Raw genomic sequence first — 19,179 nt, 5'->3', positions numbered from 1 at the left:
TCAGCCGACGCCGACCGCCGGTGCCCGCAGCGGATCGGTGGCGAACGCCGCCACCCCGTCGGCGAACCGGACGCTCGCGGTGAAGCCGAGCAGCTCGGTGGCCCGGCGGGGATCAGCCACCACGTGCCGTACGTCGGCCGCCCGCGCGCCGCCGACGACCACCGGTGCGGGTCCGCCCATCGCGGTCGCCAGCGTCCCGGCCAGTTCGCCGACGGTCCGTGGCTCGCCGGAGCAGACGTTCAACGGCACCAGGTCGCCCACCGGCGGCTCGGCGACCAACGCTCGGACGTTGATCCGCGCGACGTCGGCGACGTGGACGAAGTCACGCTGCTGCCGACCGTCCTCCAACACCTGTGGCGGCCGGCCGTCAGCCAGCGCCGACCGGAAGATCGAGGCCACCCCGGCGTACGGGGTGTCGCGCGGCATCCGAGGGCCGTACACGTTGTGGTAGCGCAGCGCCCAGCAGCCGCCGCCGGTCTGACGGGCCCACGCCGCCGCCAGGTGCTCCTGGGCGAGCTTCGTCGCCGCGTACGTGCTGCGCGGCTCCAGCGGGGCGTCCTCCGGGACCGTCGCCCACGACAACGCGTCGCCGCAGTGTGGGCAGCCCGGGTCGTACCGGCCGGCGGCCAGGTCCGCCGGGCGGCGTGGCTGCGGCCGTACGATGCCGTGCCGGGCGCAGGTGTACCGGCCCTCGCCGTACACGACCATCGAGCTGGCCAGCACCAGCCGGGTCACCCGGGCCCGGTGCATCGCGGCGAGCAGGACGGCGGTGCCGTAGTCGTTGTGGCCCGCATAGCCCGGCGCGTCCGACGGGTCGAGGCCGTGGCCCACCATCGCCGCCTGGTGGCAGACGGCGTCCACGCCGGTCAGCAGCCGGTCGAGCAGCTCGCCGTCGCGGACGTCGCCCCGCACCAGGTCGTGCCGGCTGGTCCACTCGGGAGGCTCGCCATCGTGGGCCTGCGGCAGCAGCGCGTCCACCGCCAGCACGTCGTGCCCGTCGTCGGCCAGCAGGTCGGCGATGTGCGAGCCGATGAACCCGGCCGCGCCGGTGAGCAGAATCCGCATCCGGTCACCGTATGGCCGGTCGCGGTCGGCGAGCACCGCCAACGGGGCCGCGTAAGGAATCCGTAAGCGCCGGAGCGGCCATCGTCGCCGGCTGCGGCGCATAGCCTGCAGGCACCGGTCGGTACCGAGACCGTCCTGAGGAGACGATCGTGCCCGTCGACGAACCCGCACCCGCACCGCCGCCCGTCGGTGCGGCCGGCACCACGCAGGCTGCCGATGCCACGGAGGCTGCCGGCGGCACCGCGCTCGTCCGGTGGCGCAGCCCGCTGCGCGGTGCCTGGCTGACCTCGGTCCTCGGTGCCGTACTGCTGGTCGGTCTGCCGCTGGTCGTCGTCACCGGGCTGCTCGACCACGTCGCCTACGGACCGCAGGCGATGCCGGCCGACGTGGGCTGGCTGCGGCTGCCGTACGTCGACTGGCCGACCCGACCCTCCTGGCTGTTCCGGGTCAGTCAGGGCCTGCACGTCGCCCTCGGCATCGCACTGATCCCGGTGATCCTGGTCAAACTCTGGTCGGTGATTCCGAAGCTGTTCGCCTGGCCGCCGGTCCGCTCGGCGGCACACGCGCTGGAACGCCTCTCGCTGCTCCTGCTCGTCGGCGGCATCCTGTTCCAGACCGTCACCGGCGTGCTCAACGTGCAGTACGCGTACCTGTTCGGTTTCGACTTCTACACCGCCCACTACTTCGGGGCCTGGGTGTTCACCGCCGCGTTCGTCGTCCACGTCGCACTCAAACTGCCCCGGATGATCGCCGTACTGCGGTCCCGAACCGGCCGGGTCGAGCCCGACGAGCTGGTCGCCCCGCGCCCCGGTCCGGCGACCATCAGCCGGCGCGGGCTGCTCGCCCTGACCGGCGGCGGGTCGCTGCTGCTCGGCGTGACGACGGTCGGGCAGAGCCTCGACGGCCCGTGGCGGCGACTCGCGTTCCTACTGCCCCGGGGGCGGCAACCCGACGACGGACCGAACGGCTTCCCGGTCAACCGGACGGCGGTCGCCGCCGGCATCCGGCCCGCCGACACCGGCCCGGCGTGGCGGCTGGAGCTGCGCGACGCCGCCGGCCGGACGGTACGGCTGGACCGCGACCAGCTGCTCGCCATGCCGCTGCACACCGCCCGGCTGCCGATCGCCTGCGTGGAGGGCTGGTCGACGCTGCAGACCTGGACCGGCGTACGGCTGCGTGACCTCGCCGCCCTCGCCGGGGTGCCGGAGCCGACGGCGGCCCTGGTCCGCTCGATCCAGCGCGGCGGGCTGTTCAACACGGCGATCCTGCAGCGCAACCAGGTCCTCGACGGTGACTCGCTGCTGGCCCTGCGGGTCAACGGGGTCGATCTGTCGGCGGACCACGGCTTCCCGGCCCGGATCATCGTGCCCGCCCTGCCCGGGGTGCGGTGCACCAAGTGGGTGCGCGCCATCGAGTTCCAGGGGTCGCGCCGATGACCCGGCTCGGGTACGGCGCACCGCTCTGGCAGCTGCCGCTGCTGGTCGGCTGCTTCACCGTCACCGGATGGGTCGTCGCGCGCCTGTCCGGTGAGGCCACCGCCGTACGGATGGCGGTCTGGTTCGTGGCCGCGGTCGTCGCCCACGACCTGATCCTCTATCCGCTCGCGGCAGCGGCCGACCGGGTCCTGGTCGCCGTCGCCGGCATCGGCGGCCGGCTCCGACCGGCCGTACGGCGGGCGATAGTGAACCACGTCCGGGTCCCGACGCTCGGCACGGCGCTGCTGTTCCTCGTGTACCTGCCGGGCATCCTGCGGCTCGGCGACGGTGCCTTCACCCGCGCCACGGGCCTGACCCAGGAGCCGTACCTACGCCGCTGGCTGCTGGTCAGCGCGGCGATGTTCGCCGCCAGCGGCCTGCTGGCCGCCGCCCGGCTGACGCTGCACCGGGCTCGGCGGCGGGCCGGGTAGGCCGCGCGTGCTTGCGCAGCGCAGCCCCGGCGGCGGCGGTAGCCTGACCCGATGATCGGACGACTCTCGGCGATCGTGCTCGACTGCCCGGACCCGCAGCGGCTGGCCCGGTTCTACTGTGAGCTGCTCGGGTACGAGATCACCCGGGTCGACGGCAGCTGGATCGACATCTCCGCCGGCGACGGCCCACGGATCAGTTTCCAGCACGCCCCCGACCACCAGCCGCCCCGCTGGCCGGACCCGGCCCGGCCGCAGCAGATCCACCTGGACGTGCGGGTCGACGACATCGACCGTGCGGAGCAGGCCGTGCTCGCGCTCGGTGCCACCAAGCTCTCCGACGTCGAGCCGGGCTTCCGGGTGTACGCCGACCCCGCCGGCCACCCGTTCTGCCTCGAATTCGACTAGCGACCTCGGCAACGCTCCCGACGCGAGTATGATCCGAGTATGACTAAGCGTGTGACGGTGAGCCTGCCCGACGACGTCGCCGCGTACCTGGACCGGGAGGAGAACGTTTCGGCTGCGGTGACTGAAGCGGTGCGTGCACGGATGAATCGGGCCGCCGCGACGGTGGAGATGCTGCGGACGGTGGGTATCGAGGTCACCGACGCCGGCCGTGACCGGGTCCGGGGCGCGTTGCCGCAGCTGACCGCTGAGCAGCGGGCGGAGAATCAGCGCCGCCGGGACATGGTGCGCGCAGGCACCTGGCCGGCCGACGACACCGCCGCCTGATGGCCCACGAAGACGTCGAGATCCGCGCCGTGCTCGACACGTCCGCGATGTTGTCCTACGCCCGAGGGCACGTGCACGTCGGGGAGTTGCTGGTCGAGATCGCCGACGACGGCGCGTACACCGGTTTGCCCGCCGTGGCGTTGCTCGACGCCTACACCCGGGTCAGCGACGCGCCCGCCCGCGCCCGGCTCGGGGTGCTGGCCACCCTGCCCAGCGTCGCGGTGCTGCCGCTGGACGCCGGTGAGGCGTCCGACGCGGCCGCGATCGCCCCTCTCGTCAAGGGCGACCTCGCCCGCGCCCACGCGGTGTGGGCCGCGCTCGACCACGGCGCCTACTACCTCACCAGCGAACCGCACCTGACGCCGACGGTGGTTCCCGATGACCAGGTCCACTCCATTCCGGCCGACGACATCTGACCCGGCTGGCCACGGCGATCGGCTCGACGCTCACACCGCCCCGTCGAGCATGCGCCGTCCCTCGGCAAGGGCTTCGACAGAGATGGGTGCCGCCAGGCGGTCGCGCCAGCGGCTCTTGCCCGCACCGGTGACCTCGATGCCGGCGCGGCGCAGCACCTCGTCAAGTTGGGTGCCGGCCATCTGAGCGCGTAGGGCTGCGGTGATGGCGGCGCTGGCGTTGGGTTGTCCGTCGAGCCACTGGGCGACATCGTCGGGGATGTCGATTGAGCGTTTCACCGTCATCGCCCGAGCCCTTCGGTAGGTATACCGCCAGCGCTTCCGGCGGCGTGCTGCCAGCTAACTCGCCGCGACGTACTCGAAGATGTCGGCGTCGGTCTCCTGCTGCCAGCGAGGCAGCGCGTCCCAGTCGGCGACGTACGACGGCTTCGGGTCGTCGAAGTGCTTGTGAATCTGCGCGATCCAGCACAGAGCGACGAACCGGCCCTTCTGCTCCCGACTCAGCTTCGCGGTCGCCCCCGAGCTGACCCGTACGAAGTCACGGATCTGACCGCACACGGCAGCCGCCGCCTGCCGCTCCCACTCCGGGGTGGTGTCCCACGAGGCCACGTACCCGGGCTTCGGTTCCCCCGGGTAGTGCCTGCGGACTCCGGCGATCCACGCTTCCCGGAACAGACGACCCGCTTCGTCACTCATGATCGGCTTGACTCTCCTCAGGGCTGCGACGTCGGCCACCGGATTTGGCCTCGACTCGCTCCAGCGGTCCTGCACCTCGACGCATCCACGGACTGCGATCCAGCGTACGGGAGAGGCACCGAGCGAGGCTCTCTGCCGCACAGATGCACCACAGATGCCTCATCGCACCGCCGGCGGGACACCGCCGGCCACATCCGCCGCCGGTGTCCCGCCAGCCGGGACGCGTCGGACCGGTGGGCTGTCGACCGAGGTCGGCGGCAGGATGGGTGGCATGGGCAGGGCGAGTGAGCGCCGCACGGTGCTGCGGATCGAGGTCGGCGACGGCAGTGGCGCCGCCGGCACGGGCAGATCGACGCGGCAGGTACGCCGGATGGACACCGTCGCCGGGGAGGAGCCGCTGGAGATCCGGGTCGGGCCGGCCGGACCGGCCCGGCGGCGTCCGCTGGCGGTCACCATGCGTACGCCGGGCAACGACATCGACCTGGCGATCGGTTTTCTGCTCACCGAAGGGCTGATCGGGGCGGCCGACGACGTGGTGACCGCTCAACTGTGCGCCGGCACCGACACGCCGAACACGTACAACGTCGTCGACGTGACCCTCGCCGGGCACGTGCCGCCGCCGGAGACGGACCCGGCCCGCAACTTCTACACGACCAGTTCGTGCGGGGTGTGCGGCAAAGCGAGCATCGACGCGGTGCGCACCCGGTCCCGGTTCGACGTCGCCGCCGACCGGTTCGAACTCGACCCGTGGCTGCTCGCCGCGCTGCCGGACCGGCTGCGCGCCGCCCAGCAGGGCTTCGACCGCACCGGCGGGCTGCACGCCGCCGGTCTGTTCACCGCCGACGGGCAGGTACGCGTGGTCCGCGAGGACGTCGGCCGGCACAACGCCGTCGACAAGGTGATCGGCTGGGCCGCCCGGGAAGGGCTGCTGCCGCTGCGGGGTCATCTGCTGCTGGTCTCCGGCCGGGCCAGTTTCGAGCTCACCCAGAAGGCGTGGATGGCCGGCATCCCGGTGCTGGCCGCGATCTCCGCGCCGAGCAGTCTGGCGGTCGCCCTCGCCGAGGAGGCGGGGATGACCCTGGTCGGGTTCCTGCGCGACGCGACGATGAACGTCTACGCCGGCGCGGACCGGCTGGCGCAGCCCCTGGGTTGACCAGACTGCCGGCCACGACGGGCGCGGCAGCCCCCACAAGATCCCGACCGCGTCTAGACTTGCCGGCGCTGAACAGCGCAGACAGCCAAGATCGGAGACGCGGGCCATGCAGGTCGCCGAAGTCCTGGGCGTGCTCGAAGCACTGTTCCAGAGCAGCAAGCACCCGGACATCACCGACGTCCGGCGGTACGGGCAGGACTCCGAGCCCGGTGGCAACTCACCGGCCGGGGTACGGGTCTACTACTCGACCGGATCGACCGGGATGCTGTGGGCTGCCGCAGGCAAGCCCGCGCCCGCATCGGCGGCGTTACCGGCCGAGATGCCGGCACCGCGTGAGCGGGCGCGTCGCACGTTGGCGTTCGCCGTGCAGTTGTTGGACTTCGCGCGCCCTGAGGAGTTCACGTCGTGGGAGCCGTGCGCCTTCCCTGGCGTGCACATGTCTCCGTCCGGCGTGAAGATCACCTGCCGGGACGGCAGCGCCGTCTTCCTCCGGGCGACCTCGACCACCGGACCCGGCGGCATCGCAGGGGAGCCCAACGAGGACCCGTACCCGGACTACCAGATCCCGGAAGGAGTCCGTTCGTGGCGCCAAGAGGTAGATGCTCGGTCTGTGGCCAGCAGGTGACCACCGCACCCGGGCAGCCCGCGCCGGCGCATCAGAGCCCGGGAAGCCGGGCCAGATGCGCCGGATCGGGCCAGCCCACGTCCTGACCTGTGGCCGGGCGGGTGACCGACCGGCGCAGGCCCGGTCGTTGCCTCCGTCAGGGGCGGCGGCGACCGGCGGGGCGGGCGCGGTCGCGCTGCTCGCCGTCGGGGCGGCGGCGTGGGCGGGTGCCGGAGCGGCCCGGCCGGCCCTTGCGGCCCGGCTTGGGCCACGGGCCGAGCGCCGCCGGCGGGATGCCCCGGACCAGGACGTCGTCCATCAGCCGGGCCATCGAGTACTGCGGCTCGACGTCGAGGGCCCGGTCGAGGGCGACCCGGGCGAGGGCACCGTTGCCGATTCGCCAGGCGGCGAACGCGAGCAGGCTGGCCGGCCCGGCGGCCAGGTCCGGCTCGGCGCGGCAGGCGACGTCCTGCCAGAAGGTGACCTGCCAGGGTTCCTCGGTGACCCGTTCCCAGGCGTAGTCGCGGATTTCCAGGTCGGTCAGGGCCAGGCTGAGCCAGGCGACGTCGTCGTCGGTCGGGGCGCTGCCACGTCGCTGCCGGTCCAGCAACAGCCGTACGGTCTTCTCGCCGGCCCGGCGCAGGGTGCGGGCGCCGAGCAGGTCACCGGGCGGGGCTTCGTCGAGCAGTGCGCGGCGTCGGGCGCGGGCCCGTTCGGTGGCGGCCCGCATCGCCGAGCGGGCGGCCCCGGTGACCGGCTCGACCTGGCGGCGCAGGGCGGCCCGGTCGGGCAGGGCGACCTGACCGGCGACGGTGGCGGCCACGGCGAGCGGGCTGAACCGGGTGTCGATGGGGTGGCCCTCGGGTGGGCAGCAGGTCGGGTCGTCGCAGAACGCGGACCAGTAGCGGTCGTCGGTGACCCGCAGCGCGTCGAGCAGCACGATCTCCTGGTCGCGCAGGGCCGCCGTGGTGGCCGCCAGGGCGGGGGCGACGGCCTCGGGTGGGCCATAGCCGAGCAGTACGGCGGCGTCCACCTGCTGTCGGTCGACGATCGTGGTCAGCTGGGCGGTGGCGGCGGCGCGCAGCTCGGCGCTGGCGGTGTCGTCGGGCAGGTCGGCGCGGGCGGCGAAGACGACGGTGGCGTCGCGCATCCCGACCACCACCATGCTGTCGGTGGGGTGGAAGCCGATCAGGTACGGCACGGCGGCGATCAGGTCGGCGGGCTCGCGGACGGTCAGCGCGGCAGGGGCGGGATCGATGGGCGTCATGTGGACAACTGTTCCGGCCGGGACGGCAGCACACCGACCCCCTGTGGACAACGGGGCCGCCGGCCGGCGACACGCCGACTTATCCACAGCTACGCTCCGTATTGGCGCAGGTAGGGCGATTTCCGGATGCCCTCAAGCGGGTGGCGGCGTCGTCGGCGTGGCGTCGGTCGGCCCCGGTGCGGTGTGCCCACGATCCGGCGTTACGGTGCCGGCATGGATCTGGCGTACCTGCGGGCCCACCCGGAGCACCTGCCGACCTTCCTGACCCATCAGCGCATCCGGGAGACCCCGGTGGCCGGTGGCAGCATCTGCGCGGCGAGCCGGCTGACGCTCGACGACGGCAACTCGGTGTTCGCGAAGACCTGGCCGGAGACCGCCGCCGCGCCGGTGCCCGAGGGTTTCTTCGCCGCCGAGGCCGCCGGGCTGCGCTGGTTGGGCGCGGCCGGCGGCGCCCCGGTGCCCGAGGTGATCGTGGCCCTGCCGCAGCTGCTGGCCCTGGAGTGGGTCGAGCCGGGCGAGCCGGACGCCGCCGCCGCCGAACGGTTCGGCCGGGAGCTCGCGATCACCCATCGGGCCGGCGCGGCGTGTTTCGGTGCCGACTGGCCGGGTGTGATCGGCGCGTTGCCGCAGGACAACACCCCGACGACCGGTCAGCCGTGGCCGCAGTGGTTCGCCCAGCGCCGGCTGGTGCCGTACCTGCGGATGTCGGCCGACGGCGGCGCGCTCACCGCCGCCGAGGTCGCTCTGGTCGAGCAGTTGATCGACCGGATCGACGAGTACGGCGGCGACGAGCCGCCGGCCCGGGTGCACGGTGACCTGTGGCCGGGCAACCTGCTGTGGGGGGCGGACGGGCGGGTCCGGCTGGTCGACCCGGCGGCGCACGGCGGTCACCGGGAAACCGACCTGGCGCAGTTGGCCCTCTTCGGTGGTGCCCCGCACCTGGACCGGATCCTGGCCGGCTACCAGCAGCAGTGGCCGCTGGCCGACGGCTGGGCCGCCCGGGTGCCGCTGCACCAACTGCAGCTGCTGCTGGTGCACACCGCGCTGTTCGGGGCGGCGTACCGCTCGGCGGTCGCCGACGCGGCCCGCGCCGCGCTGCGTGGCTGACCGCACCGCGAACCTGCGCTGCGCGGCGGACCTGCCAGCGCACCGTGGCTGAGCATCCCGCCGAAACACGGACGTCGGACCGGCGCGCTACCGTCGGCGCATGGAACCGAGCGCGCGGCCCGTCGACGGCCGGCTCACCGACCGGTACGGACGGGTCGCCACGGACCTGCGGGTGTCCCTGACCGACCGGTGCAACCTGCGCTGCTCGTACTGCATGCCGCCGGAAGGTCTGCCCTGGCTGCCCAGCGCGGACATTCTCACCGACGACGAGGTGATCCGGCTGGTCGCCGTGGCGGTGACCCGGCTCGGGGTGACCGAGGTGCGGTTCACCGGCGGGGAGCCGCTGCTGCGTCCCGGCCTGTCCCGGATCGTCGCGGCGGTGGCGGCGCTGCGGCCCCGACCGGTGCTGTCGCTGACCACCAACGGGATCGGGCTGGATCGGTTGGCGCCGGGGCTGCGCGCGGCCGGGCTGGACCGGGTGAATGTGTCGTTGGACACCCTCGATCCGGAGCGGTTCGCCCGGTTGGCGCACCGGCGTCGGCTGCCGGACGTGCTCGCCGGGCTGGCCGGGGCGGCGGCGGCCGGGCTGACCCCGGTCAAGATCAACGCCGTGCTGCTGCGCGGCGTCAACGACGACGAGGCACCGGCCCTGCTGCGGTACGCCCTGCGGCACGGCTACGAGCTGCGCTTCATCGAGCAGATGCCGTTGGATGCCCAGCAGTCCTGGGACCGGGCGCAGATGGTCACCGCCGCCGAGACCCTAGCGGCGCTGCAGGCCGAGTTCACCCTGCTGCCGGATCCCGCCGAACGTGGTGGCGCACCCGCCGAGACGTGGCTGGTCGACGGAGCCGAGGCCGCCGACGGCCGACCGGCCCGGGTCGGTGTCATCGGTACGGTGACCAGGCCGTTCTGCGGCGACTGCGACCGGACCCGGCTGACCGCCGACGGCCAGGTGCGGGACTGCCTGTTCGCCCGGCACGAGTCCGACCTTCGGGGCGCGTTGCGGGCCGGGGCCGACGATGCCGAGCTGGCCCGGCGCTGGCGGGTGGCGATGGCCGGAAAACGGGCCGGGCACGGCATCGACGACCCGACGTTCCTGCAGCCGGCCCGCCCGATGTCGGCGATTGGCGGCTGAGCATGGAATCGGTGACGGTGCGTTACTTCGCTGGGGCGCGGGCGGCGGCCGGTCGGACCAGCGACGCCGTACCGGCCGGGCTGGACCGCGACGGCTTCGTCACCGAGTTGACCAGCCGGCACGGCGACGGGCTGGGCCGGGTGCTGGCGGTGGCGAGTTTCCTGGTCGACGGCACCGTCTGGCATGATCGTCACACACCGTTGCCGGCCGGTGCCACGGTCGACGTACTGCCACCATTTGCCGGCGGCTGAGGAGAGTCCGACGCTGTGCTCGCCGTACTCGGGTTCGTCGGCACCCTGACGCTGATCACCGGCCTGATCCACCTCTACCTGTGGCGACGCCTGGTGCGCGACACCACCCGGCCGGGCCGGTGGCGGCGGGCCGGCAGCCTGCTGGCCCTCGGGTTGGCGGTGCTGGTGCCGACGACGATGGTCAGCACCCGGTCCGCCGGGATGTCCTGGCTGGCCTGGCCCGGATACGTGTGGCTGGCGGTGATGTTCTACCTGCTGGTCGTCCTGCTGGCGCTGGAGCTGCCGCTGCTGGTGGTCCGGCTGGTCGGGCGGGCGCGCGGCCGGCAGGTCGGCACGCTGGACTCGGTGCCGGTGACCGCCCCGGCGGCCGCGGCGGCCCCGCCGCCGCCGACCGCGCTGCCCGGCGGCCGACCCGCCACCGACATCGTGCCGGACCCGGGCCGGCGGCTGCTGATCGCCCGGGGCGCGGCGATCTTCGCCGGGTTGACCGCCGCCGGCGTCACCGGCTACGGCGTACGGACCGCGCTCGGCCCGCCCCAGCTGGACCGGGTGCAGATCCCGCTCGCCCGCCTGCCCCGGGCCATGGACGGGCTGCGGATCGCCACCGTGTCGGACATCCACATCGGACCGCTGACCGGGGTCGGGCACACCGCCCGGATCGTGGAGCTGATCAACAGCCTGGACGCCGACCTGGTCGCGGTCGTCGGCGACCTGGTCGACGGCACGGTCGACGAGCTCGGCCCGACCGCCGCCCCGCTGGCCGGGCTGCGGGCCCGGTACGGCAGCTTCTTCGTCACCGGCAACCACGAGTACTACTCCGGCGCGCAGGAGTGGGTCACCGAGGTGCAGCGGCTCGGCCTGCAGGTGCTGGTCAACGAACGCCGGGAGATCGTCACCCCGGGCGGGGTGCTCGACCTGGCCGGGGTCAACGACCCGACCGGCGCGACGGCGAGCCCGCCCGCCGGTGCGCAGGCCGGCCCGCCGGACGGTCCACTGGCCGGCCCGGACTACGACCGGGCGCTCGGCGACCGGGACCGCGACCGCCCGGTGGTGCTGCTCGCCCACCAGCCGGTGCAGGCCCACGAGGCCGCCCGGTACGGCGTCGACCTGCAACTGTCCGGGCACACCCACGGCGGTCAGATCGTCCCGTTCAACCTGGCCGTACGGCTGGTCCAGCCGGTCGTCTCCGGCCTGGCGACGGTCGACGGCACCCAGGTGTACGTGACCAACGGCGCCGGATTCTGGGGCCCGCCGGTGCGCGTCGGCGCCCCACCGCAGGTCTCCCTGGTGCAGCTGCGCAGCGAGTGAGAGTCACGTCTCGTGCGTTCGCGCGCGTGGCGACCCTGCGCCCGGCCGGCGTTCGTGACAGGATGCGGCGTGCCCCCGTACCGCGCCGTGCCCTCCCCCGGCTCCGCCACGGGTCCCGGGTCCTTCGTCGCCGACCTGCACATCCACTCCCGGTACTCGCGCGCCTGCAGCCGCGACCTGAACATGTCGAACCTGGCCTGGTGGGCCCGACGCAAGGGCGTCAGCCTGCTCGGCACCGGCGACTTCACCCACCCGGCGTGGTTCGAGCACCTGCGTGAGTCGCTGCGCCCGGCCGAGCCGGGGCTGTACCGGCTCAGCCCGGAGGCGGAGCGCGACGTCGCCCGCCGACTGCCGCCCCGACTGGCCAGCGAGGCCGAAGCGCACCCGGTGCGTTACATGCTCAGCGTCGAGATCTCGACGATCTACAAGCGGGACGACCGCACCCGCAAGGTGCACCACCTGATCTACCTGCCGGATCTGGACGCGGTGGCGCGGTTCAACACCGCGTTGGGCCGCATCGGCAACCTCGGCTCCGACGGCCGCCCGATCCTCGGGCTGGACTCCCGCGACCTGCTGGAGATCACCCTGGCGGCGAGCGAGGACGGCTACCTGGTACCGGCGCACATCTGGACGCCGTGGTTCTCCGCGCTGGGCTCCAAGTCCGGCTTCGACGCGATCGCCGACTGCTACGCCGACCTGGCCGGGCACATCTTCGCGGTGGAGACCGGCCTGTCGTCGGACCCGGCGATGAACTGGCGGGTGTCCCATCTGGACAAATACCAGCTGGTGTCGAACTCCGACGCCCATTCGCCGCCCGCGCTGGCCCGGGAGGCCACCGTGCTGGACAGCGCGCTCGACTACTACGCCGTACGGGAGGCGCTGCGCACCGGAGACGGGCTGGTCGGCACGATCGAGTTCTTCCCGGAGGAGGGCAAGTACCACGCCGACGGGCACCGCAACTGTGGCGTCAACTGGTCGCCGGAGCAGACCCGGCAGGCCGCCGGCCGCTGCCCGCAGTGCGGCAAGCCGCTGACCGTCGGAGTGCTGAGCCGGGTCGAGGATCTCGCCGACCGGCCGGACGGGCACCGGCCGGCGCACGCGAAGCAGGTCACCCACCTGGTGGCGCTGCCGGAGATCGTCGGCGAGATCCACCGGGTCGGTGCCCGGTCCAAGACCGTCGAGGGCCAGGTGGTCAACCTGGTCGCCGCGCTCGGCCCGGAGCTGGACATCCTGACCACGGTGCCGGTGGACGACATTCGGCGGGTCGGCGGGGAACTGCTCGCCGAGGCGATCGGGCGGCTGCGTCGCGGCGAGGTCCACCGGGTGCCGGGCTACGACGGCGAGTACGGGGTGATCACCCTGTTCGCGCCGGGCGAGTTGGCGACCGGTGGCGGTGCCGGTCAGCCGGAGGCGCTGTTCGACGTACCGGTGCCGGCGCAGCGACCGCCCAGCGAGTCGGCGGCCGCCGGCGCAGCGGCACCGGCCGGTGCCCGACGCACCAGCCGTGCCGCTACCGGCCGCGCGTCCCGTGGCGGCCGGGCCGGTACGGAGCCGGCGCCGCCGCCGATCCCGCCGCCGCCGACGCCGTCGCCGCACGAGCCGTTCGAGCCGATGCTGGCCGGCATGGAGGAGGTCGGCACCGGGCTGCTGGACCGGCTCGACGCGATGCAGCGGGTCGCCGCGTCCGCGCCGGGCGGGCCGCTGCTGATCGTGGCCGGGCCGGGCACCGGCAAGACCCGGACGCTGACCCACCGGATCGCGTACCTCTGCGCCGAACTCAACGTCTTCCCCGAACACTGCCTGGCGATCACCTTCACCCGGCGGGCCGCCGAGGAGCTGCGGCACCGGCTCGACGGGCTGCTCGGCCCGGTCGCCGAGGACGTCACGGTGGCCACCTTCCACTCGCTCGGACTGACCATCCTGCGGGAGAACCCGAAGGCCGCCGGGCTGCCGAAGGGCTTCCGGATCGCCGACGACGCCGAACGCGACCAGGCCCGCGCCGAGGCCGGCGAGGACGACGCGACGTACGCCAAGCTGCTGCGCGCCGCCGGCCTGGTCGACCTGGACGAGCTGGTCACCCTGCCGCTGCGGCTGCTGCGCGAGGACCCGAAGCTGGTGGCGCGCTACCGGGACCGCTGGCGGTGGATCTTCGTCGACGAGTATCAGGACGTCGACGCCGACCAGTACGACCTGCTGCGGCTGCTCAGCCCGGCCGACGGCAACCTCTGCGCGATCGGCGACCCGGACCAGGCGATCTACTCGTTCCGCGGCGCCGACGTGCGCTACTTCCTGCGGTTCTCGGAGGACTTCGTCGACGCCCGGCTGGTCCGGCTGGCCCGCAACTACCGGTCGGCGGCGCCGATCCTGGCCGCCGCCGTGCAGGCCATCGCGCCCAGTTCGCTGGTACGCGGCCGCCGGCTGGAGCCGGCCCGGCTGGATCCGCAGGCACCGCTGATCGGGCTGTACCCGGCCGCGACGGCCGCCGACGAGGCGACGTTCGTCGTGCGTACGGTCGACGAGCTGGTCGGCGGGGTGTCGCACCGGTCGCTGGACTCGGGGCGCATCGACGGGCAGTCGTCGACGGTGTCGTTCTCCGACATCGCCGTGCTGTACCGCACCGACGCCCAGTCGGGGCCGATCGTGGAGGCGTTGACCCGGGCGGGCGTACCGGTGCAGAAGCGTTCGCACAACCGGCTGCGGGACCGTCCGGGGGTGCTGGCGATCGCCCGGGAGCTGCGCCACGTCGGTGCCGGCGGGCCGGACGCCGCCCTCACCGCCCGGGTCCGGGCCGCTGGTCAGGTGCTGGCCGACCGGTTGACCGCGCCGACCCTGGACACGCCGACCGGGCCGCAGCTGGTGCCGGCGGACGTCTGGGCGGCGGTGGAGCTGCTGACCCCGTTGGCGCACCGCTGCGGCGAGGACCTGTCGCTGCTGCTGGCGCAGCTGGAGACCGGCGCCGAGGTGGACGCGCTGGACCCTCGGGCCGAGGCGGTCACCCTGCTCACCCTGCACGCCGCGAAGGGCCTGGAGTTCCCGGTGGTCTTCCTGGTCGGCTGCGAGGACGGCCTGCTGCCGTTGCGGTTCGCCGGTAGGGCGCCCAGCGAGGACGAGATCGCCGAGGAACGGCGGCTGTTCTTCGTCGGGCTGACCCGGGCGCAGGACCGGCTGTACGTCTCCCACGCGGGTCGGCGGCTGCGGCACGGCCAGGAGCGGGACATGCGGCCGACACCGTTCCTGGACGCGATCGACGCCGGCCTGTTCGACCGGCTCGGGGCGGAAGGTCCGCGCCGCCCGAAGGATCGCCAACTACGTCTGTTGTGACAATGGGCAACTGTCACCTCACCGATAGACACCCGACACGCATTGACGAGCGTTACGCTCAGCTAGCACCCTGACCACCATGGGTCAGTCACTCCGGACGTTCCCCCGAACCAGTCCGCGCGTCGCTACGGTGCGCGTCGCCACGGTGCGCGTCGCCACGGTGCTCGTCGCCACGCTGGCGATGTCGATCGGCGTGGCCGTCGGTCCGTCGGCGGCGGGTGCCACCGGGCCATCGGCGGCGGGTGCCGGTGGCCCGACGGCCGACGGTGCCGCTGCCAGCCGGACGGACCGTCCGTACCGGGCGGTTGATCTCGGCTTCGCCGCGACCGAATGGAGCCTGGCGATCAACGACCGGGGCCAGGTCGTCGGCGGCGGTCACCTGTGGCAGGCCGGGGAACTGACACCGCTCGGCGCACCCGACGGCTTCGACCGGTTCCACGCCGCAGAGATCAACGAGGCGGGGATGGTGGTGGGCAACGCGATCACGGCCACCGGACTCTCCCAGGTGGCGGTCTGGCATCGAGGCGCATTCACCACGATCGAGATTCCCGATGCCGGATCCTCGTACGCGGTCTCCATCAACGATCTCGGCGTGGTCTTCGGCACCGCCGAGGTGACCTCACCGGACCAGAGCTTCCTCTGGCACCGGGGCGAGCTGACCATGCTCTGGCACAACAACGCGTACGCGGCGCAGACCGGCATCAACAACTGGGGCGACATCGTCGGCGAGTACGAACCGACCCCTGGGTACCCGTGCAACTGCCGTGGCTACCGCTGGCACCGGGGCGTCCGGACCGACCTCGGCACCCTGGGTGGCGACGGGCTGTGGCCCAACCAACCGGCCGACGTCAACAACCGGCGGGAGATCGTCGGTGGCTCGACGACGGCGGACCGGCAATGGCACGCCTACCTGTGGCGGGACGGCGCGATCAGGGATCTCGGCACCCTCGGCGGTGCCGACAGTTCCGCCGTCGCGATCAGCGACCGGGGCGTGGTGATCGGCCACGCAGACACCGCGACCGGCGCCAGCCATCCGTTCCGCTGGCAGCACGGCACCATGGTCGACCTGACCACCCTGGGCCTGCGCCCCACCGACCGGGTCGTCGACGTCAACGTCCGGGGACAGATCGTCGGGATCCGCGACGGCCGGGCCACCCTGTTCGTCCGCTGACCCGGCCGCTGACGCGCGGACGTTCGGTGGTCACCACCAGCGCCACCCCGACGACGATCACCAGGCCGCCGAGCAGGATGCGCGGGGTGACCGGTTCGGCGGCCAGCAGCGCGCCGAGCGCGACCGCGACCACCGGGTTGACGTACGCGTAGGTGGCGACCAGCGAGATCGGCGCGTGCTGCAACAGCCACACGTACGCGGTGAACGCGATCAGCGAGCCGGCCACCAGCAGGTACGCCAGTGCCCACCAGGATCTCGCCGAGATCTGGGTCAGGTCGACGCCGCGCAGTTCGCCCCGCAGCACACCGAACGCCACCAGCGCGGCCGCGCCGGCGGCCATCTGGTAGACGGTGGTGACGAAGGCGTCGGTCGGCATGCTGATCCGGCCGGCGATGAACGAACCGGCCGACCAGGCGGTGGCGGCGGCCACCACGACCAGCGACCCGGTCAGCGGCGCGGCCGCCGCGCCACCGGTCGGGGCGATCAGCACGACCAGTCCACCCAGGCCGACGAGTACGCCGACGACGGTGGTCGGCCGGGGACGGTCCCGCACCGCGAGCCGGTACACCACGACCAGCAACGGCACCATCGCGATGAGCAGCGCGGCGACCCCGGACGGTACGGCGACCCCGGGCGGCCCGGACTCGGCCAGCATCACCAAGCCGTTCCCGCCGGTGAGCAGCAGTACGCCCACCAGTGCCGCACCGGCGAGTTGTCGGGCGGTGACCCGCAGCGCGCCGCGACCCCGGCTGACCCGCAGGATCACCGCGAGCAGCAGTGCCGCCAGGCCGAACCGGGCACCCGCCGCCGCCATCGGTGGCATCGTCTCCACCACCACCCGGATCGCCAGGTAGGTCGAGCCCCAGACGACGTAGACGATCATCAGGGCCGACCAGATCAGCGCTGGTCGGGTTGCCGACACGGCAGTGGTCGCGGTCACCACCGGCCCGGCAAGTCCCCGCGAATCGGGCGGCTCGCCGGGAGTTGGCGTACTTCGGGGAGGTGAGTCCATCGGAGGCTCACGCTACGGTGACGTCATCGCCGTCGGAATCAGTGGGTGGCCAGCGTCGAACGCCGCCGCGCAGGAGGACAGGACATGTCGCACTACGGACCGCCGGGCGGGCCGTACCCGGACCAGCAGCCGGACCGGTGGGCTGACCGGCAGCCGTCGGAGCCGTACCGGGAGCCGTCCGACCCGTGGGGTGGCAACGAACCCTGGGGGGACACCCCGACCGGCCGGGCGGAGCAGCCGTGGCAGGACCGCGGGACCGAGCAGGCCTGGCCGGGCGGCGCAGGCCATCAGCAACCGTGGCAGGGCGGCTCGGAGCAGACCTGGCAGGGCGGAGCGGGTCAGCCACCGCCGGCGGGCTCCGACTGGCAGGGGTACGGTCAGCAGCCGTCCTCTGCCGACCAGAACTGGCACACCCCGACGGGCACCGGCTGGGCGGGTGCGACGGAGCAGACCTGGCAGCAGTCCCCGTCGGGCCCACCGGCCGGACAGCCGCCGCCGGCCGGACAGCCGCCGGCCTGGGAGCCCACCGCCGCACCGGGGCGGGCGGGACGCAGCGGTGGCGGGTTGAGCGGTGGCCTGCTGGCCGTACTGATCGGTGTCACGCTGCTGCTCTGCGGCGGCGGCGCGGCCGGGGTCTACCTGATGACCCGGCCGGACTCGACCGAGGGCAACCAGGACGAGTTGGCGGTGCCGACCGCCGGGCCGCAGGTCGACCCGTCGGCCGAGCCCCCGGCGGAGCCGACCGCGACGCCCGATCCGGACCAGGCCACCGCGACGCCGACGCCCACGTCGTCGAACGACGCGCGGTTCGTCACCGTCGGCCAGTGTGTCCGCAACGAGGCGGTGGCGGAGGAGGAGACCCCGGTACTCACCATCACCGACTGTGACGAAGGAGCATACGAAGTGCTCGCCCGCTTCGACGGCGTCACCGACGGCGAGGAGGACGCCAAGACCAAGTGCGCCGATGTGACCGGTTACACCAACTGGTATTTCTTCAACAGCCAGTTGGACGCCCTGGACTTCGTGCTCTGCCTGAAGCAAAGGTGAGACCCACCGCACTGACCGGGAACTGGCAACCGTTGGTTACCGTCTCCGGTAGCACGGTTGGTCCGCGCCACGCTGCCCGACCATCCCACCCACCGCAGCGACAACGCTAGGGAGATCATGTCCAGCTATGGTCCGCCGGGCTACCCCGGTGCGGGACAGCCCGACGACCCGGCCGGCACACCGGGTCACTCCGGATATCCGCCGCAGGGTCCGGCCTACCCGCCGGGTGCCGGCTACCCACCGCCCGGTGCCCAGCCGGTGTCCGGCGGCGGCTACCCCGATCCGACGACCCCCTACTCGTCGTACCCGCCCGGCGGTGGCTACCCGGATCCGGGACAGCCGGCCGGTTACCCGCCGCCGACCTCGGGTGGCGGGGCCTACCCGCCACCGGGATCGGGCGGTGGGGCGTACCCGCCGCCACCGGGATCGGGCGGTTTCCCGCCGCCACCGCCCCCGCCGGGCTGGGGTCCGCCCCCGCCGGGGATGCCTGGCGGTCAGCCGCCGAAGAAGTCCCGGACCGGCCTGATCATCGGGTTGGTGATCGGCGCGGTGGTACTGCTGGTGCTCTGCGGCTGCGGCGCGCTCGTGGCGATCGGAGCGCTGGCCGACAGCGAGAGCGACTCGAGCGCCAGTGACCCGGCCCCCGCACCGACGGTCGAGGTGGAGCCGGCCCCGGACGACGATCCCGCGTCGTCGGCTCCGCCGGCGACCGGCGACAGCGGCCTGATCGTGGTCGGCGACTGCGTGGTCAACGACGGTACGGACGACGACGCCGAGCTGCGCAAGGTGGCCTGCGAGCCGGGCTCGTACGAGGTGCTCGCCCGGATCCCGCTGACCACCGACACCGCACGCTGCGACGACCCGGTCTTCGGCCACGAGGAGACCGACACCACCTACGTGTTCGACAGCGAACAGACCATCCTCGACTACGTGCTCTGCATGAAGGAACTCTGAGCGGGCCGTCCGTAGCAGATCCTAGGGCTCTCTAGCGTCA

19 protein-coding genes and 2 pseudogenes are annotated in these 19,179 nt (G+C 73.3%); 16 read left to right on the top strand and 5 right to left on the bottom strand.

Annotation, left to right across the window (positions count from 1 at the left end; genetic code table 11):
• On the bottom strand, positions 1-1,065 hold the full coding sequence (locus tag ACN28F_RS16855; RefSeq protein ID WP_289208887.1) for an NAD-dependent epimerase/dehydratase family protein: 1,065 nt from the start codon (positions 1,063-1,065) through the stop codon (positions 1-3).
• Positions 1,066-1,214: 149 nt separating this feature from the next.
• On the opposite strand from ACN28F_RS16855, the gene ACN28F_RS16850 reads away from it, so the two are divergent.
• Genes ACN28F_RS16850 through ACN28F_RS16830 form a run of 5 tightly spaced genes read left to right on the top strand, consistent with a single transcriptional unit; the run spans position 1,215 to position 4,116 of the window.
• Complete coding sequence (locus ACN28F_RS16850) at positions 1,215-2,501, top strand: molybdopterin-dependent oxidoreductase (protein WP_421358589.1); 1,287 nt, start codon at positions 1,215-1,217, stop codon at positions 2,499-2,501.
• Positions 2,498-2,971: a hypothetical protein gene (locus ACN28F_RS16845; RefSeq protein WP_289208885.1), complete on the top strand. Its 474-nt coding sequence runs from the start codon at positions 2,498-2,500 to the stop codon at positions 2,969-2,971. The genes ACN28F_RS16850 and ACN28F_RS16845 overlap by 4 nt, the downstream gene beginning before the upstream one ends.
• A 51-nt stretch (positions 2,972-3,022) precedes the next feature.
• Complete coding sequence (locus tag ACN28F_RS16840) at positions 3,023-3,376, top strand: VOC family protein (protein ID WP_289208884.1); 354 nt, start codon at positions 3,023-3,025, stop codon at positions 3,374-3,376.
• Between the two features lie 39 nt (positions 3,377-3,415).
• Complete coding sequence (locus tag ACN28F_RS16835; RefSeq protein WP_421358586.1) at positions 3,416-3,700, top strand: hypothetical protein; 285 nt, start codon at positions 3,416-3,418, stop codon at positions 3,698-3,700.
• Entirely contained in the window at positions 3,700-4,116 is a 417-nt protein-coding gene (locus ACN28F_RS16830; protein WP_421358584.1) for a hypothetical protein, read from the top strand. The genes ACN28F_RS16835 and ACN28F_RS16830 overlap by 1 nt, the downstream gene beginning before the upstream one ends.
• A 30-nt stretch (positions 4,117-4,146) precedes the next feature.
• Here the strand turns inward: ACN28F_RS16830 and ACN28F_RS16825 are convergent, their stop codons facing one another.
• Positions 4,147-4,398, bottom strand: a complete 252-nt coding sequence (locus tag ACN28F_RS16825; protein WP_289208881.1) for a hypothetical protein — start codon at positions 4,396-4,398, stop codon at positions 4,147-4,149.
• 54 nt (positions 4,399-4,452) lie between these two features.
• Positions 4,453-4,809, bottom strand: coding sequence for a hypothetical protein (locus ACN28F_RS16820; RefSeq protein WP_289208880.1), 357 nt, complete (start codon positions 4,807-4,809; stop codon positions 4,453-4,455).
• A gap of 271 nt (positions 4,810-5,080) precedes the next feature.
• On the opposite strand from ACN28F_RS16820, the gene fdhD reads away from it, so the two are divergent.
• Positions 5,081-5,962 (top strand): formate dehydrogenase accessory sulfurtransferase FdhD, encoded by an 882-nt coding sequence (gene fdhD, locus ACN28F_RS16815; RefSeq protein WP_289208879.1) that lies wholly within the window; start codon positions 5,081-5,083, stop codon positions 5,960-5,962.
• A 106-nt stretch (positions 5,963-6,068) separates the two neighbouring features.
• Complete coding sequence (locus ACN28F_RS16810) at positions 6,069-6,587, top strand: hypothetical protein (protein WP_289208878.1); 519 nt, start codon at positions 6,069-6,071, stop codon at positions 6,585-6,587.
• 136 nt (positions 6,588-6,723) lie between these two features.
• Here the strand turns inward: ACN28F_RS16810 and ACN28F_RS16805 are convergent, their stop codons facing one another.
• The gene (locus tag ACN28F_RS16805) at positions 6,724-7,833 is read right to left on the bottom strand and encodes a DUF4192 domain-containing protein (RefSeq protein WP_289208877.1); all 1,110 of its coding nucleotides are present in this window, start codon (positions 7,831-7,833) and stop codon (positions 6,724-6,726) included.
• A gap of 213 nt (positions 7,834-8,046) precedes the next feature.
• Between ACN28F_RS16805 and ACN28F_RS16800 the strand changes: the two genes are divergently transcribed.
• The 7 genes and pseudogenes from ACN28F_RS16800 to ACN28F_RS16770 all read left to right on the top strand — a co-directional run bounded on the left by ACN28F_RS16800 (position 8,047) and on the right by ACN28F_RS16770 (position 16,126).
• Entirely contained in the window at positions 8,047-8,940 is an 894-nt protein-coding gene (locus ACN28F_RS16800; protein ID WP_289208876.1) for a fructosamine kinase family protein, read from the top strand.
• A 100-nt stretch (positions 8,941-9,040) separates the two neighbouring features.
• Entirely contained in the window at positions 9,041-10,075 is a 1,035-nt protein-coding gene (gene moaA / locus ACN28F_RS16795; protein ID WP_289208875.1) for a GTP 3',8-cyclase MoaA, read from the top strand.
• Between the two features lie 2 nt (positions 10,076-10,077).
• Positions 10,078-10,326 (top strand): MoaD/ThiS family protein, encoded by a 249-nt coding sequence (locus ACN28F_RS16790; protein ID WP_289208874.1) that lies wholly within the window; start codon positions 10,078-10,080, stop codon positions 10,324-10,326.
• A gap of 15 nt (positions 10,327-10,341) precedes the next feature.
• Positions 10,342-11,634, top strand: a complete 1,293-nt coding sequence (locus tag ACN28F_RS16785; protein WP_289208873.1) for a metallophosphoesterase — start codon at positions 10,342-10,344, stop codon at positions 11,632-11,634.
• A gap of 69 nt (positions 11,635-11,703) precedes the next feature.
• Positions 11,704-13,096: pseudogene (locus ACN28F_RS16780) on the top strand (endonuclease Q family protein); the annotation flags it as partial.
• 74 nt (positions 13,097-13,170) lie between these two features.
• Positions 13,171-14,955, top strand: a pseudogene (locus tag ACN28F_RS16775) (ATP-dependent helicase); the annotation flags it as partial.
• A 79-nt stretch (positions 14,956-15,034) separates the two neighbouring features.
• Positions 15,035-16,126 carry a hypothetical protein gene (locus ACN28F_RS16770; protein WP_421358580.1) on the top strand — a complete coding sequence of 364 codons (1,092 nt, stop codon included), beginning with the start codon at positions 15,035-15,037 and terminating at the stop codon, positions 16,124-16,126.
• Here the strand turns inward: ACN28F_RS16770 and ACN28F_RS16765 are convergent.
• Complete coding sequence (locus ACN28F_RS16765) at positions 16,065-17,066, bottom strand: EamA family transporter (RefSeq protein ID WP_289208870.1); 1,002 nt, start codon at positions 17,064-17,066, stop codon at positions 16,065-16,067. The two genes, ACN28F_RS16770 and ACN28F_RS16765, sit on opposite strands and share 62 nt — an antisense overlap.
• Before the next feature lie 156 nt (positions 17,067-17,222).
• Here ACN28F_RS16765 and ACN28F_RS16760 point away from each other — a divergent pair, with 156 nt between their 5' ends.
• Together ACN28F_RS16760 and ACN28F_RS16755 are read left to right on the top strand one after the other, a co-directional pair.
• Positions 17,223-18,185 (top strand): LppU/SCO3897 family protein, encoded by a 963-nt coding sequence (locus tag ACN28F_RS16760; RefSeq protein WP_421358578.1) that lies wholly within the window; start codon positions 17,223-17,225, stop codon positions 18,183-18,185.
• 117 nt (positions 18,186-18,302) lie between these two features.
• Positions 18,303-19,139 carry an LppU/SCO3897 family protein gene (locus ACN28F_RS16755; RefSeq protein ID WP_421358576.1) on the top strand — a complete coding sequence of 279 codons (837 nt, stop codon included), beginning with the start codon at positions 18,303-18,305 and terminating at the stop codon, positions 19,137-19,139.
• The last annotated feature ends 40 nt before the right edge of the window (positions 19,140-19,179 follow it).

Source organism: Solwaraspora sp. WMMA2101, assembly GCF_049179175.1.
In the GTDB taxonomy this organism is placed as follows: Bacteria; Actinomycetota; Actinomycetes; order Mycobacteriales; family Micromonosporaceae; genus Micromonospora_E.
This window is presented reverse-complemented; position numbering and strand designations above follow the sequence as displayed.

Coding starts and splice junctions, on each gene's coding strand:
- ACN28F_RS16855 (WP_289208887.1), bottom strand. CDS start 1,065: ATGCGGATTCTGCTCACCGGCGCGGCCGGGTTCATCGGCTCGCACATC.
- ACN28F_RS16845 (WP_289208885.1), top strand. CDS start 2,498: ATGACCCGGCTCGGGTACGGCGCACCGCTCTGGCAGCTGCCGCTGCTG.
- ACN28F_RS16840 (WP_289208884.1), top strand. CDS start 3,023: ATGATCGGACGACTCTCGGCGATCGTGCTCGACTGCCCGGACCCGCAG.
- ACN28F_RS16835 (WP_421358586.1), top strand. CDS start 3,416: ATGACTAAGCGTGTGACGGTGAGCCTGCCCGACGACGTCGCCGCGTAC.
- ACN28F_RS16830 (WP_421358584.1), top strand. CDS start 3,700: ATGGCCCACGAAGACGTCGAGATCCGCGCCGTGCTCGACACGTCCGCG.
- ACN28F_RS16825 (WP_289208881.1), bottom strand. CDS start 4,398: ATGACGGTGAAACGCTCAATCGACATCCCCGACGATGTCGCCCAGTGG.
- ACN28F_RS16820 (WP_289208880.1), bottom strand. CDS start 4,809: ATGAGTGACGAAGCGGGTCGTCTGTTCCGGGAAGCGTGGATCGCCGGA.
- fdhD (WP_289208879.1), top strand. CDS start 5,081: ATGGGCAGGGCGAGTGAGCGCCGCACGGTGCTGCGGATCGAGGTCGGC.
- ACN28F_RS16810 (WP_289208878.1), top strand. CDS start 6,069: ATGCAGGTCGCCGAAGTCCTGGGCGTGCTCGAAGCACTGTTCCAGAGC.
- ACN28F_RS16805 (WP_289208877.1), bottom strand. CDS start 7,833: ATGACGCCCATCGATCCCGCCCCTGCCGCGCTGACCGTCCGCGAGCCC.
- ACN28F_RS16800 (WP_289208876.1), top strand. CDS start 8,047: ATGGATCTGGCGTACCTGCGGGCCCACCCGGAGCACCTGCCGACCTTC.
- moaA (WP_289208875.1), top strand. CDS start 9,041: ATGGAACCGAGCGCGCGGCCCGTCGACGGCCGGCTCACCGACCGGTAC.
- ACN28F_RS16790 (WP_289208874.1), top strand. CDS start 10,078: ATGGAATCGGTGACGGTGCGTTACTTCGCTGGGGCGCGGGCGGCGGCC.
- ACN28F_RS16770 (WP_421358580.1), top strand. CDS start 15,035: ATGGGTCAGTCACTCCGGACGTTCCCCCGAACCAGTCCGCGCGTCGCT.
- ACN28F_RS16760 (WP_421358578.1), top strand. CDS start 17,223: ATGTCGCACTACGGACCGCCGGGCGGGCCGTACCCGGACCAGCAGCCG.
- ACN28F_RS16755 (WP_421358576.1), top strand. CDS start 18,303: ATGTCCAGCTATGGTCCGCCGGGCTACCCCGGTGCGGGACAGCCCGAC.